A 12,625-nucleotide genomic window follows, 5' to 3' on the forward strand; every position below is an offset into this window, starting at 1 on the left:
TCGGGAACCTCAAGGGGGACGCTCTCCGCTTAGCCCGAGAGGGGCAGGCCAAGCTTGGGGTGGCGGTTGACGTCCTTGTAGAGCAAGTAGCGGAACGGGCGGCGGCCTGCGGCGTAGCAGGCCTGCGGGCAGAAACTGCGCAGCCACATGAAATCGCCCTCTTCAACCTCGATCCAGTCCTGATTGAGCAGGTAGACGCCGCGCCCCTGCAACACGTAGATGCCATGTTCCATCACATGGGTTTCGGCAAAGGGGATCGTGCCGCCGGGCATGAAGGTCACGATATTCACGTGCATGTCGTGGCGCAAATCCGTCGGATCGGCAAAGCGCGTGGTCGCCCAATAGCCCGCCGTGTCGGGCATCTCGACCGGGGCCTTTTCCTGATCGGAGGTCACGAAGCTCTCGGGCAGATCCAGCCCCGGCGCGCGTTCATAGCGTTTGCGCACCCAGACGAAGGTCGCGGGCGTGTCCTGATCGTTGGCGATCTGCCATACAGCCCCCGGGGCCACGAACGCATAGCCGCCGGACTCCATCTCATGGGCGATCCCCTCGATCACCAGTCGCAGGTGACCCGCCAGCACGAAGAGCACGCTTTCGCCTTCGGGATCGGGTTCGGGTGCCTCCGAGCCGCCCCCCGGGGCGATCTCGACGATCAACTCGGCGAAGGTCTCGGCAAAGCCGCTGAGAGGACGGGCCAGCACCCAAGCCCGGCTGCGTTCCCATCCGGGCAGCAGAGAGACCGTGATATCGGAAAGCACCCCGCGCGGGATCACCGCATAGGCGTTGTTGAACTGGGCGCGCTCGCGGGCGCGCTGGTTCTGGTCGGGCAGCCCACCGGTGGGGGCGAAATAGGTATAGTCCATTTACAGATCCATCGCATTGAGACGGTGCCACGCGATCCGCTCGACCTGCGCACAGGCCTCCGCAAATTCCGTTTCGCGGTCTTGGGTCAGGCGGCGACGGAAGGCGTGGAGAATTGACGCCTTGGTATTGTCTTTCACCGCGATAATGAAGGGGAAACCGAAGGTCTCGGTATATTTCGCGTTGAGCGTCTCGAAGGCGCTGCGTTCCTCATCGGTGAGCGCGTCGAGCCCGGCGCTGGCCTGCTCGGCGGTGCTCTCGGCGGTCAGGCGGCGCGCCTGTGCCAACTTGCCCGCGAGATCGGGATGCGCGGTGAGCACGCCGAGGCGCTCCTCGGGCGTGGCCGCGCGGAAGATCCGCGCGAGCGCCGAGGCCATGCCTTCAAGACTGTCATGGGCGGGGCCCAGCTCCAGCACGTGGGCGCGCTCGGCAATCCAGGGCGAGTGCTCATAGATCGCGCCGAACTGCTCGACAAAGCGTATGCGCGTCATCTGGCTCGGGCGCTCGCGGCGCTGATGGGGATGGGTGGCCGTCCAATGGGCCGCGATCTGGCCACGCGTGGCAAACCACACGCCCTCACGGGCGCGCGCATACTCAAGGAACCGCTTGAGACCTGCGGCCTTGCCCGGACGTCCGATCAGCCGGTTGTGCAGCCCGACCGAGAACATCTTGGGCGCACCCGCCAGCCCCTCGGCATAGAGCATGTCGAAGCTGTCCTTGAGATATTGGAAGAACTGCTCGCCCTCGATATAGCCCGGCGCTGTGGCAAAGCGCATGTCATTGGCTTCGAGCGTGTAGGGAATGACAAGCTGATCGCGCGCGCCGGCCTCGATCCAATAGGGCAGATCGTCATCATAGGTATCCGAGATCCAGTCGAAGCCGCCCTCCTCGGCGGTCAGGCGCACCGTGTTTTCGCTGCACCGGCCCGTGTACCAGCCGCGCGGGCGGGCACCCACGACCTCCGTATGCAGCCGGATCGCCTCGGCGATCTGGGCGCGTTCCTCATCCTCGGGCATATCCTTGTGCTCGACCCATTTCAGCCCGTGGCTGGCGATTTCCCAGCCCGCCTCTTTCATCGCGGCGACCTGCTCGGGCGCGCGGGCTAAAGCCGTGGCGACACCGTAGATCGTGAGCGGCAGTCCAAGCCCGGTGAACAGCCGATGCAGCCGCCAAAACCCCGCCCGCGCGCCGTAATCGTAGATCGATTCCATGTTCCAGTGGCGCTGACCGGGCCAGGGGGCCGCCCCCGCGATATCTGACAGAAACGCCTCGGAGCCCGCATCGCCATGCAGGATGTTGTTCTCGCCGCCCTCCTCGAAATTGAGCACCATCGAGATCGCCACGCGCGCGCCGCCCGGCCAGCGCGGATCGGGGGGCGTGCGGCCGTAGCCGCGCAGGTCGCGAGGGTAGCGGGTCATCGGGAGGCTCCGTGTCTTGCGGTCAGTTGCACGCAGAAGAAAGCAAATCGCGGCGAAGGGGAAGCCCCCCGGCCCCTATCCCCGCGCATCCAGCGGGACTGTGCCCGGCTCGCGTGCCACGCCTGACGCTGCGGAAACGTCTTGCGCGAAAGCTGGCGGCTTGGCAGAGTTTTGCATGGGGTCGGTTGCGGCCGCCCCCTGAAAGGGAGCTTATCATGCGCAAGTCGGCTATTCTCGCGGCGTTTCTCGCCCTGTGCCCTGCCCCGCTACTGGCGCAGGACTGGAACCAGCTGGCCATGTACAGCGCCTATATCAGCCCGGCAGATATGCATAATTCCAAGGGTGCGGCGCTCACGAGCCTTGGGGCGGCCTTGCAGCAGGACCGCGCGAATTTCCACCGCTTCGGGCGGCGCGATGCGCGCGACAAGGGCGATCCGCTCTTTGCCGACCGGGCCTTGCGCGCGCGCATTCCGCAGATGGTGCGCGCGGGCGGCGAGGATCGCGGCAGGTTCGCGCAGATGGTGCGACGCGGAGAGCCCTTTGGCGTGACGGTCTTCGTTTGCGGCAATGGCAATCTGCCCTCGACGATCTTTCTCGCCGGATGGGACGAGGATCATTCGGGCTGCTATTGAAGCCTGCGCCCTCAGGTCGCCGAGATCGTAGCCTTCACCGCGCGCTTCCATGCCGCATGCCGCGCCTCGCGCAGATCGGCATCCATCTGCGGCTCGAACGTCCGCTCAAGCGCCCAGCCCTTGGCGAAATCTTCAGGCCCCGGATAGAGCCCGGCCTTGTAGCCCGCAAGCCATGCCGCACCGAGCGCCGTGGTCTCAAGCACCTCGGGACGGTCCACCGGCGCGCCGAGGATATCGGCCAAGAACTGCATCGTCCAATCCGAGGCCGTCATGCCGCCATCGACGCGCAGGGTGGGCGGGGCGTCATCGGCCCAATCGGCCTGCATCGCCTCAAGCAGATCGCGGGTCTGGAAGCCCACGGATTGAAGCGCCGCGCGGGCGAATTCGGCGGGGCCAGAGCTGCGGGTCAGACCGAAAACGGCACCGCGCGATTCAGCCTCCCAATAGGGCGCGCCAAGCCCGGTGAAGGCCGGCACGATGATCACGTCCTGCCCGTCATCGGCCTGATCGGCGAGGCCTTGCGTCTCATCCGCAGCCTCGATGATCCCCAGCCCGTCGCGCAGCCATTGCACCACCGCGCCCGCCACGAAGATCGAGCCTTCGAGCGCATAGGTCACCTTGCCGTCGAGCTGATAGGCGATGGTCGTCAGCAGGCGGTTTTGCGAGCGCACCATTTCGTCGCCGGTATTGAGCAGCGCGAAACAGCCCGTGCCATAGGTCGATTTCAGCATGCCCGGCTTGAAACAGGCCTGCCCGACGGTCGCGGCCTGCTGATCGCCCGCAACGCCGAGGATCGGGATCTCAGCACCAAGATGCTCGGCCTGCGCGGTGCCAAACTCGGCGGCGCTGTCGAGTACCTTGGGCAGCATCTCCATCGGGATATCGAGCTTGTCGCAGATCGTGCTCGACCAGCGGCCTTTGGCGATATCATAAAGCATTGTGCGCGCGGCATTGGTCGCGTCGGTCACATGCGAGGCCCCGCCGGTGAGCTTCCAGATCAGCCAGCTATCGATGGTCCCAAACGCCAGTTTGCCTGCGGTGGCTTTCTCGCGGGCGCCCTCGACGGTCTCAAGCAGCCAACGCAGCTTCGTGCCCGAGAAATAAGGATCAATGATCAGGCCGGTGCGCGCGGTGATGGTTTCCTCGAAATCCGCCTCGCGCAGCTCGCGGCAATACTCAGCCGAACGCCGGTCCTGCCAGACGATCGCGTTATGGATCGGCTCCCCGGTTTCGCGGTCCCAGACCAGAGTGGTCTCGCGCTGGTTGGTGATGCCGATACCCGCAATATCGCCCGGCGTGATCCCGGCCTTGTCGATGGCGGCGCGCGCGGTGCTCAGCACGCTCTCCCAGATCTCCATAGCGTCATGCTCGACCCAGCCGGAGCGCGGGAAATGCTGGGTGAATTCCTGCTGTGCGCTCTCGACCGGCTTGAGATCGCTGCCAAATACGATCGCGCGCGACGAGGTCGTGCCCTGATCAATCGCCAAAATATACTGCATAAGTTCCTCCCTCGTCACACAGCTCAGCCTGCATGCGCCTCCAACCATTGCGCCACAGAGTGGACCTGATCCGCGCTCAATCGCAAGCCCAGCTTGGTGCGCCGCCAGATCACGTCCTCCACCTCGCGCGCCCATTCCTTCTGAACCTGCCAGCGCAGCTCTGCCTCACTCAAGGTCGCGCCGAAATCCTGACCCAGATCCTCCACGCTTTTCGCATCCCCAAGGATCTCCCACGCATCAAGCCCGTAATGGCGGATCAGCCGCTCCGCCCATTTCGCGCCCAGAAACGGGTAATCCTTAGCCAACGCCGCGATCTTGTCGCGCGCCTGCGCCGGGGTGAAATCGCCCCCCGGCAGATGGCTCTTGGCCGTCCAAGAGGCGCGCATGCCCGGCAGATGCGGGCGCAGCTTGGCCAGCGCATCCTCGGACAAGCGGCGATAGGTGGTGATCTTGCCGCCAAAGACATGCAGCGCTGCGGGCTGCCCTGCAGGCGCATCGAGCGAGAGCACATATTCGCGCGTCGCGGCCGTGGCGGATTTCGCGCCATCCTCATATAGCGGACGCACGCCGGAATAGGACCAGACGACATCCTCGGGCGTCACCGCGCGCTCGAAATATTTCGACGCGAAGGCGCAAAGGTAATCGCGCTCTTCCTCGGTGCATTCGGCCGCCAGAGGCGAGCCGTCATGCGCAGCCTCAGTGGTGCCGATCAGCGTGAAATCCTGCTCATAGGGAATGGCGAAGATGATCCGCCCGTCTTCACCTTGGAAGAAATAGCACTTGTCGTGATCATAGAGCTTGCGCGTCACGATATGGCTGCCGCGCACAAGCCGCACATGTTCGGAGCTTTTCGTGCCCATTTCCTCCTTGAGAACCTGCTCGACCCACGGTCCCCCGGCATTCACGACGGCGCGGGCGGTATGCTCTTCGCGCCCCTGCGGCCCCTCGGTCACGATGCGCCAGTAGGCACCGTCGCGATGGGCCGAGATGACTTTGGTGCGGACCCGGATATCGGCGCCGCGTGCCTGTGCGTCGCGCGCATTGAGCACGACCAGCCGCGCATCCTGCACCCAGCCATCGGAATATTCGAACGCATGGGCGAAGCGGTCCTTGAGCGGTGCGCCCTCGGGCCCTTGGGTCAGGTCGCGCCGCGCGGTGCCCGGCAGATCGCTTTTGCCGCCCAGATGGTCATAGAGAAACAGCCCCGCCCGGATCATCCAGCTCGGGCGGCGGCCCTTCATCCACGGCATCACGCGGCTCAGTGCCTTGGAGACCGGCGTGTCACCTTCAAAGCGCATATCCTTGCTATAGGGCAGCACGAAGCGCATCGGCCACGAGATATGCGGCATCATATGCAGCAAGATTTCGCGCTCGCGCAGCGCTTCGCGCACGAGGTGGATTTCGAGAAATTCCAGATAGCGCAGCCCGCCGTGAAACAGCTTGGTCGAGGAGGAGGAGGTCGCCTGCGCCAGATCGCCCATCTCCGCGAGCCGCACCCGCAGACCCCGGCCTGCCGCATCGCGCGCGATCCCGCAGCCGTTCACACCGCCGCCGATGACGAAAAGATCCACTGCGTCCGATGACATGCTGGCCTCCTGTTGCCGGTTACTCTGTCTAGAAAGGGTGTGAACGGGAATGGGTCAAGGCAAAATGTTCGTTTTTGTTCATTTGGGCGCGAAAATTTTGCGGTTCTTTGGTGGCGCGCGGCGCAAACCTTCGGTCGTGGGCTCTGGGGATGGCTCGACATGCCGGGGTATCGTCGATAAAATATCTTTAAAATATCAGTGATAAGCGGTTCAATTGGGCCGCAATGACGCAGGAGATCCCCGATGGTCGCAAGAAATCGCCGCATCGTCTCATCCCGGCACCTTGCCGATGGACCGGCATGGCAAGCGTCAGAATATGAATATGGAATGATCATCGCCTATAACAGCTTTGCGCGCTGGATGCAGCGCTGCATGGCGGCCTCGGGCGTGCCGGAAATGTCGGCGCTTGAGATCCTGGTGCTGCACAACACCAACCATCGCGACCGGGAAAAACGGCTGAGCGATATCTGCTTTTTGCTCAATATCGAGGACACGCATACCGTCAATTACGCGCTGCGCAAGCTGTTGAAGATGGAGCTTCTGACCTCGGAAAAGCGCGGCAAGGAAGTGTTTTACCGCACCTCCGAGGCAGGTCAGGCGCTATGCGACCGCTACCGTCAGGTGCGCGAGGAATGCCTGCTCGACCCGCTCGTGAAAGGCGGCATGGATGGCGAGGAGCTGCGCGAGATCGCCTCGGCCATGCGGGTGCTCTCAGGCTATTACGATCAGGCAAGCCGCGCGGCCTCGTCTCTCTGAGGCCGCGCGCAAAGGTCAACGGCTCATCAGGCTGGGCAGATATGTCACGATCTGCGGCACCATCGTGATCAACACCACGCCCAACAGCAGCAACCCGAAGAAGGGGAATGCTGCGCGGGCAATCTTCATGATGTTGAACCCCGTAAGCCCCTGAATGACGAAGAGGTTGAATCCCACTGGAGGGGTGATCTGGCTCATCTCGACCACGAGCACCAGATAAATCCCGAACCACATCGGATCGATCCCCGCCGCCTGCACCATCGGCAGAATGATCGACGTGGTGAGCACCACGACCGAGATCCCGTCCAGAAAGCAACCCAGCACGATGAAGAACACCGTGAGCACCGCAAGCAAGGCATAAGAGGACAGCCCGAACGTGCCGATCCATGCTGCCAGATTGCGCGGAATGCCCGTGAACCCCATCGCGACCGACAGCACCGCTGCGCCCATCAGGATGAAAGCGATCATGGCGCTGGTGCGCGTGGCCGACAGCGCGGCCTCCACGAAATCGCGCCATGAAAATGTCCCGCTCGCCACCGCAAGGATCAGCGAGAACACGACCCCCACGGCCGCCGCATCCGTGGGTGAGGCCACCCCCGTATAGATCGTGCCGATCACGCCGCCGATCAGGATTACGACGGGCAGCAGGCTGCGCGAGGCGATCAGCTTTTCGCGCAGGCTCGGCGCGCCCTCCTCAACCGGGATCATCTCCGGGTTCATCCAGGCGCGCAGCGCGACATAGCCGCCAAACAGCGCGACCAGCATCACCCCCGGCAGAATACCCGCGATGAAGAGACGTGCGATGGATTGCTCGGTCGCAACCCCGTAGACGATCAGGATCACCGAGGGCGGGATCAGAAAGCCCAGTGTGGCCGAACCCGCCAGCGTGCCCAAGATCAGGCTTTCGGGATAGCCGCGCTTGGTCAGTTCGGGCACTGACATCCGCCCGATCGTGGCCGCGGTTGCCGCCGACGAGCCAGACACCGCGGCAAAGATCGCGCAGCCCAGCACGTTCACATGCAGCAGGCGACCCGGCGCACGGCCGAGCCAAGGGGCGAGCCCCGAGAACATATCTTGGCTCAGTCGCGAGCGCAGCAAGATCTCCCCCATCAGGATGAACAGCGGCAATGCGGCCAGTGGCCAGCTATGGGAATTGCCCCAAAGCGTGGTGGCCATCACAAGCCCGGTGGGCGCGTTCGAGAAAAAGGTCAGCCCGGCAAGTGCGACGGCCAGCAGCGAGAGCGCCACCCACAGACCGCCCGCCAAAAGCGCCAGCAACAGCCCCAACAGCAGACCAAAGACGACAGGATCAGACATCGCGCTCACTCCGTGCTCTGATCGAGGATCACCGCACGGCGCGCCTGCAGGCTCTCGATCAGCGTATCGACGAAGGCAAGCGTCAGCAGCGCCAAACCCGCGACCATTGCGCATTGCGGAATCCAGATCGGGATCGCCACGATACCGGTCGACATATCCCCGTAATGCTGGCTCTCAAGCATCAGGGCCGCCGCGTACCACACTGCATATCCGCTAACGGCGGCGGCTATGGCGAGCGTGAGCAGCTCCAGCGCCCAGCGTGGCCGCTCTGGCAGGCGCGAGATCACGAGGTTCACCCGGATATGGGTGCCGTGGCGCAGCGTATGCGCAAGGCCCAGAAAGCTTGCCGTGGCCAGCAGATAGCCCGCGAAATCCGCGTAAGAGGGGATCGTGAAAGAAAGCTGCGGCCCGCCGATCCGCGCGAGGATATTGAGGCAGACCTGCCCCGTCACCAGCACGCAGATCGCAAGGATCGCGATGGCGGCAAGCCCGCCCGAATAAAGATAGATCTTGTCGAAAAACCGACGCATGGCGGATCGCTCCGATAAGGCTGAAGGAGGAAGACGTGATCAAGCGGCCCGCGCAAGGGTTCGGGCGGGCCGCGATCTTGGCCTAGTTGGCCTGATAGGCCTTGAGCACTTTGAGCGCCTCCGGGCTGGCCTGCGCCTCCCATGTCGTGAGCATCTCGGCACCGATTTTCTTCAGACCGGCTTCCAGCTCCGGGCTGGGCGCCACGATCTTCATGCCGTTTTCCTTCATCTCGGCGGTTTTCTCGGCGGCTTCCTTCTTCGACATCTCCCAGCCGCGCGTCTCAGCCTTGGCGGCCGCCTCCATGACCGCTTTTTGCTCATCCGCACTCAGCCGATCGAAGGCGCGCTTGTTGACCACGACGATGTTCTTGGGCAGCCATGCGTCGATCTGAGTATAGGTATCGACGAAATCCCAAGCCTTGGAATTGGCCCCTGTCGAGGGCGAGGTGATCATCGCCTGCACCTGTCCGGTGGTGAACGCCTGCGCGATATCCGAGGCCTCGACCTGCACGGGGGCTGCCTTGGCCAACATAGCGAATTGCTCAAGCGCCGGGTTGTAGGCCCGGAAGCGCAGCCCCGCGAGATCGTCGACCGTCTTGATCTCACCGTTGGTATAAAGCCCCTGCGCCGGCCACGGCACGGAGAAGAGCGGCATCAGCCCCTGCTTGGCCAGCAGCTCGGTAATGACTGGCTTTTGAGCGTCCCAAAGCTTTTGGGCCTGCGCGTAGCTGGTCGCGAGGAAAGGCTGGCTGTCCATCCCGAAGGTCAGATCCTCATTGGCGAGCGTCGAAAGGAAGAACTCCCCGATCGGCACCTGTCCCGAGCGCACAGCATTCTTGATCTCGGAATGCGGGAACAGCGATCCGGCGGAATGCACCGAGATCTCCAGCTTGCCATCCGTCGCGGTTGCGACGTCCTTGGCAAAATCGCGGATGTTCACGGTGTGAAAGGTCGTATCGCCATAGGGCGTCGGCATGTCCCAAGTCTGAGCCTGCACGGCCCCGGCAAGCCCAATCGCCGCCGCAAGGGTTATTGCGAAATGTCGCATCTTATCTCTCCTGTCGGTTCAGGGCGGGGTTGCTCCCCGCTCACAATCATAACGTTGACAAATTGTCTGTATTTTGTGATTAAAGTCAACGAGAAGTTTTTTCCGGCTGAAACTGCGCGGTGAGAGGGTCCAGATCATGAGCTTGCAAGACGCCCTGAGGCTTGGCTCCGTCGATCCAGATCATGTGCAAATCTTGCCCTTCGGGCTTGACGGGGTTCTGGTGCGGTTTGCTGTCACCGCAGAGCCTTGGGCGACGCAGGCCGCACAGGCGTTTCACGATTACGCCCGCTCGGCTGATCTGCCTTTTATCTGCGAACGCGCCCCCAGCCTCAGCTCGGTCCTGCTACGCTTCGACCCCGCCCAGATCACCCGCGAGGCCGCAGCGGCGCGGATCGAATCGCTGCTCGATGCGCATGATTGGCGCAAGGCTACACCGCGCGCCCCGGAGCGGCTCTGGACGATTCCGGTCGCCTTTGGCGGCGCGCATGGTCCCGATCTCGAAGCCGCAGCCGAGCTGGCCGGGATGCGCCCGGAGGCCGCGATTGCCGAGATCACCGGCTTGGAGCTGCGCGTGCTGGCCATTGGGTTTGCCCCGGGCCAACCCTATCTCGGACTGCTGCCCGAGGCGTGGAACCTGCCCCGGATGGAGCAGATCAATCCGCAGGTGCCCAAGGGCGCGATTGCGCTGGCGGTCCGGCAACTCGTGCTTTTTGCCAACCCCTCGCCCACCGGCTGGCGGCAGATCGGCCGCACGGCCTTTGCGCCCTTCCGCCCCGAGGCAGAACCCGCCGTGCCGCTGCGCGCGGGCGATGCGCTGCGCCTGAGCGCCGTGTCGGGCGACGAGATGACAGCGCTTCTAGACAGAGGCGATCCAGCGGGGGGCGCGCTGTGCGAGAGCGTCACATGAGGCCCGAGCTGATCATCCATAGCGCAGGTCCCGGCGTGAGCGTTCAGGATCTGGGCCGCCCCGGTCAGATCTCGATTGGCCTCTCGCGCGGCGGGGCGGCGGATCGGCGCGCGCTTTTTGAAGCCGCGGCTCTGCTCGGTCAGCCCGCCCCGCTCGCAGCCCTAGAGATGGCCGGGATGGGCGGCAGCTTCGAGGTCACGACCCCCACCCGCATCGCACTGACAGGCGCCCCGATGGAGGCCCGGCTCGACGGCGCGGCCCTCGCTTGGCATGCAAGCCATCTTCTGCAGCCGGGCCAGAGGCTCACGATTAGCGGGGTGCGCGCGGGCAGCTATGGCTATCTGAGCGTCGCGGGCGGGCTGCGCACCGAGCCTGTGATGGGCAGCCGCTCGACCCATCTGGTCGCGGGTCTGGGCGCGGCTCTTGAATCGGGCATGACCCTGCCGCTGGGCGAAGACCCGGCGCCCGACCGTCCCGCCCGCAGCCTGCCCGTCGCGGACCGATTCTCGGGCGGCACGCTGCGCTATATCCACGGCCCGCAAACCGGCTATTTCAGCGGAGAGACCGTCGCGCGCTTTGACTCAGCCAAGCTGATCCGCAGCGCGACCGGCAACCGACAGGGCGTGAAGCTGGAGACCGAGACCGGCCCCTTCCCGCCTGAGCTGTCGGGCGGGCTGGCCTCGGATTTCATTCAGGAAGGCGATATCCAGATGACCGGCGCCGGCCTGCCTTTCGTGCTGCTCTGCGAGTGCCAGACGATTGGCGGCTATCCCCGGATCGGCACGGTCCTGCCCTGCGACCTGCCCCGCATCGCACAGGCCCCGCCCGGCGCACTGCTTCGGTTTCAGGCCGTAGACCTTGCCGAGGCGGATCAGATCATGCGCAGCGACGCGCGCGAGATCGACGCACTTGCCGGTCAGACAACCCATTTGATCCGCGATCCGCGCTTGATGCATGATCTGCTGTCCTATCAGCTGATCAGCGGCGTCACCGCAGGGCGCGAGCTAGAGGAGGAATAAGCCATGAAAGTCGATCTGAACGCGGATATCGGGGAGAGCTTCGGCCCTTGGGTGATGGGCGATGACGCCGCCCTGATGGAGGTCATCACCTCGGCCAATATCGCCTGCGGCGCCCATGCGGGCGATCCCGATGTGATGGCAGCCTCGATGGCGCGCGCACAGAGCCACAATCTGGGGCTCGGCGCGCATCCGGGCTTTGCCGACCGGCAGGGCTTTGGCCGCAGGCGAATCCCGATGGCACCCTCAGAGATCGCCAATATGATCACCTACCAACTGGGGGCTGCGATCGCGATGGCCCGCGCGGCGGGTGGCACGCTGCGCCATGTGAAGCTGCACGGGGCGCTGTCGAACATGGCCGCCGAAGACCTCACGCTGGCGCGTCACTGCTATGAGGCCGTGCTCAAGGTCGACCCCGACCTCATCTTGGTCGCGCAATCGGCCACGGCGCTGGAAGAAGCGGCCCGGGCGTTGGACTGCAACTGGGCGGGCGAGATCTTCGCCGATCGTGCCTATAATGACGACGGCACCTTGGTCAGCCGCGCCGAGCTCGGCGCTGTGCTCCACGACCCCGGCGAGATCGCCACGCGGATCACCGAAATGTTGCGCGAAGGCGCGATCATCACCCGTTCCGGCAAGCGGATTGCCTGCCGGATCGACACGATCTGCGTGCATGGCGACACCCCCGGCGCCGTGAAAACCGTCCGCGCCCTTCGCGACGCTCTCACCGCCGAGGGCATTGCGCTAGAACGGTTTTGAACCGCAACCCGGGGGCATCAGATGCCAATAATCCAGTGTCCCCGAGGAATGTAAAAATTCTTTGAAATTTCTGCACCCGAGGCATTGCGCTTCCCAAGCGAGTGGCCTATCTAGCCCCCATTGGCGCGGGGTGGAGCAGCCCGGTAGCTCGTCAGGCTCATAACCTGAAGGTCGTAGGTTCAAATCCTACCCCCGCAACCAAAATTATTGAGTATATTCAGTGCACTAAGAGCCACCTTCGGGTGGCTCTTTGCGTTTAAATATGAGCCGTGGAAGCACTGTGGAAGCAACAGGAA

General features: G+C 64.1%; 12 protein-coding genes and 1 tRNA gene. 6 read left to right on the forward strand and 7 right to left on the reverse strand.

The features are described 5' to 3' along the window. Nucleotides 1–29 precede the first annotated feature (29 nt). Nucleotides 30–863 (reverse strand): bifunctional allantoicase/(S)-ureidoglycine aminohydrolase, encoded by an 834-nt coding sequence (locus tag DL1_RS05665; protein WP_038063718.1) that lies wholly within the window; start codon nt 861–863, stop codon nt 30–32. Further along, nucleotides 864–2,279: an allantoinase PuuE gene (gene puuE / locus DL1_RS05670; protein ID WP_038063720.1), complete on the reverse strand. Its 1,416-nt coding sequence runs from the start codon at nt 2,277–2,279 to the stop codon at nt 864–866. A gap of 215 nt (nt 2,280–2,494) precedes the next feature. Here puuE and DL1_RS20790 point away from each other — a divergent pair, with 215 nt between their 5' ends. Beyond that, on the forward strand, nt 2,495–2,911 hold the full coding sequence (locus DL1_RS20790; RefSeq protein WP_051693351.1) for a hypothetical protein: 417 nt from the start codon (nt 2,495–2,497) through the stop codon (nt 2,909–2,911). Nucleotides 2,912–2,922: 11 nt separating this feature from the next. Here DL1_RS20790 and glpK read toward each other — a convergent pair whose 3' ends face one another. Beyond that, nucleotides 2,923–4,410 carry a glycerol kinase GlpK gene (gene glpK / locus DL1_RS05680; RefSeq protein ID WP_038063724.1) on the reverse strand — a complete coding sequence of 496 codons (1,488 nt, stop codon included), beginning with the start codon at nt 4,408–4,410 and terminating at the stop codon, nt 2,923–2,925. Between the two features lie 23 nt (nt 4,411–4,433). Further along, complete coding sequence (gene glpD, locus DL1_RS05685; protein ID WP_038063726.1) at nt 4,434–5,996, reverse strand: glycerol-3-phosphate dehydrogenase; 1,563 nt, start codon at nt 5,994–5,996, stop codon at nt 4,434–4,436. 243 nt (nt 5,997–6,239) lie between these two features. On the opposite strand from glpD, the gene DL1_RS05690 reads away from it, so the two are divergent. Continuing rightward, nucleotides 6,240–6,752: a winged helix DNA-binding protein gene (locus tag DL1_RS05690; protein ID WP_038063728.1), complete on the forward strand. Its 513-nt coding sequence runs from the start codon at nt 6,240–6,242 to the stop codon at nt 6,750–6,752. Between the two features lie 15 nt (nt 6,753–6,767). Here the strand turns inward: DL1_RS05690 and DL1_RS05695 are convergent, their stop codons facing one another. From DL1_RS05695 to DL1_RS05705, 3 genes are all read right to left on the reverse strand, one after another. After that, nucleotides 6,768–8,069: a TRAP transporter large permease gene (locus DL1_RS05695; RefSeq protein ID WP_038063730.1), complete on the reverse strand. Its 1,302-nt coding sequence runs from the start codon at nt 8,067–8,069 to the stop codon at nt 6,768–6,770. A gap of 5 nt (nt 8,070–8,074) precedes the next feature. Further along, nucleotides 8,075–8,599 carry a TRAP transporter small permease gene (locus DL1_RS05700; protein ID WP_038063734.1) on the reverse strand — a complete coding sequence of 175 codons (525 nt, stop codon included), beginning with the start codon at nt 8,597–8,599 and terminating at the stop codon, nt 8,075–8,077. 82 nt (nt 8,600–8,681) lie between these two features. Then, a complete protein-coding gene (locus DL1_RS05705) occupies nt 8,682–9,647 on the reverse strand; it encodes a TRAP transporter substrate-binding protein (RefSeq protein ID WP_038063737.1) in 966 nt (321 codons plus the stop codon). Between the two features lie 136 nt (nt 9,648–9,783). Between DL1_RS05705 and DL1_RS05710 the strand changes: the two genes are divergently transcribed. The 4 genes from DL1_RS05710 to DL1_RS05725 all read left to right on the forward strand — a co-directional run bounded on the left by DL1_RS05710 (nt 9,784) and on the right by DL1_RS05725 (nt 12,530). After that, complete coding sequence (locus DL1_RS05710) at nt 9,784–10,554, forward strand: 5-oxoprolinase subunit B family protein (protein ID WP_051693352.1); 771 nt, start codon at nt 9,784–9,786, stop codon at nt 10,552–10,554. Beyond that, entirely contained in the window at nt 10,551–11,573 is a 1,023-nt protein-coding gene (locus DL1_RS05715) for a 5-oxoprolinase subunit C family protein (RefSeq protein ID WP_038063739.1), read from the forward strand. Before DL1_RS05710 ends, DL1_RS05715 begins: the two co-directional genes overlap by 4 nt. Before the next feature lie 3 nt (nt 11,574–11,576). Then, nucleotides 11,577–12,329: a LamB/YcsF family protein gene (locus tag DL1_RS05720; RefSeq protein ID WP_038063740.1), complete on the forward strand. Its 753-nt coding sequence runs from the start codon at nt 11,577–11,579 to the stop codon at nt 12,327–12,329. A gap of 124 nt (nt 12,330–12,453) precedes the next feature. Next, nucleotides 12,454–12,530: transfer RNA gene (locus DL1_RS05725), tRNA-Met, on the forward strand. Nucleotides 12,531–12,625: the final 95 nt, after the last annotated feature.

Origin of the sequence: Thioclava dalianensis (genome assembly GCF_000715505.1) — a bacterium.
Lineage (GTDB): Bacteria > Pseudomonadota > Alphaproteobacteria > Rhodobacterales > Rhodobacteraceae > Thioclava > Thioclava dalianensis.

Bases quoted from the DNA above. Each gene is read 5' to 3' on its own strand.
- puuE (WP_038063720.1), bottom strand. From the start codon at position 2,279: ATGACCCGCTACCCTCGCGACCTGCGCGGCTACGGCCGCACGCCCCCC.
- DL1_RS05690 (WP_038063728.1), top strand. From the start codon at position 6,240: ATGGTCGCAAGAAATCGCCGCATCGTCTCATCCCGGCACCTTGCCGAT.
- DL1_RS05705 (WP_038063737.1), bottom strand. From the start codon at position 9,647: ATGCGACATTTCGCAATAACCCTTGCGGCGGCGATTGGGCTTGCCGGG.
- DL1_RS05710 (WP_051693352.1), top strand. From the start codon at position 9,784: ATGAGCTTGCAAGACGCCCTGAGGCTTGGCTCCGTCGATCCAGATCAT.
- glpK (WP_038063724.1), bottom strand. From the start codon at position 4,410: ATGCAGTATATTTTGGCGATTGATCAGGGCACGACCTCGTCGCGCGCG.
- DL1_RS05695 (WP_038063730.1), bottom strand. From the start codon at position 8,069: ATGTCTGATCCTGTCGTCTTTGGTCTGCTGTTGGGGCTGTTGCTGGCG.
- DL1_RS05720 (WP_038063740.1), top strand. From the start codon at position 11,577: ATGAAAGTCGATCTGAACGCGGATATCGGGGAGAGCTTCGGCCCTTGG.
- DL1_RS05700 (WP_038063734.1), bottom strand. From the start codon at position 8,599: ATGCGTCGGTTTTTCGACAAGATCTATCTTTATTCGGGCGGGCTTGCC.
- DL1_RS05665 (WP_038063718.1), bottom strand. From the start codon at position 863: ATGGACTATACCTATTTCGCCCCCACCGGTGGGCTGCCCGACCAGAAC.
- DL1_RS05715 (WP_038063739.1), top strand. From the start codon at position 10,551: ATGAGGCCCGAGCTGATCATCCATAGCGCAGGTCCCGGCGTGAGCGTT.
- glpD (WP_038063726.1), bottom strand. From the start codon at position 5,996: ATGTCATCGGACGCAGTGGATCTTTTCGTCATCGGCGGCGGTGTGAAC.
- DL1_RS20790 (WP_051693351.1), top strand. From the start codon at position 2,495: ATGCGCAAGTCGGCTATTCTCGCGGCGTTTCTCGCCCTGTGCCCTGCC.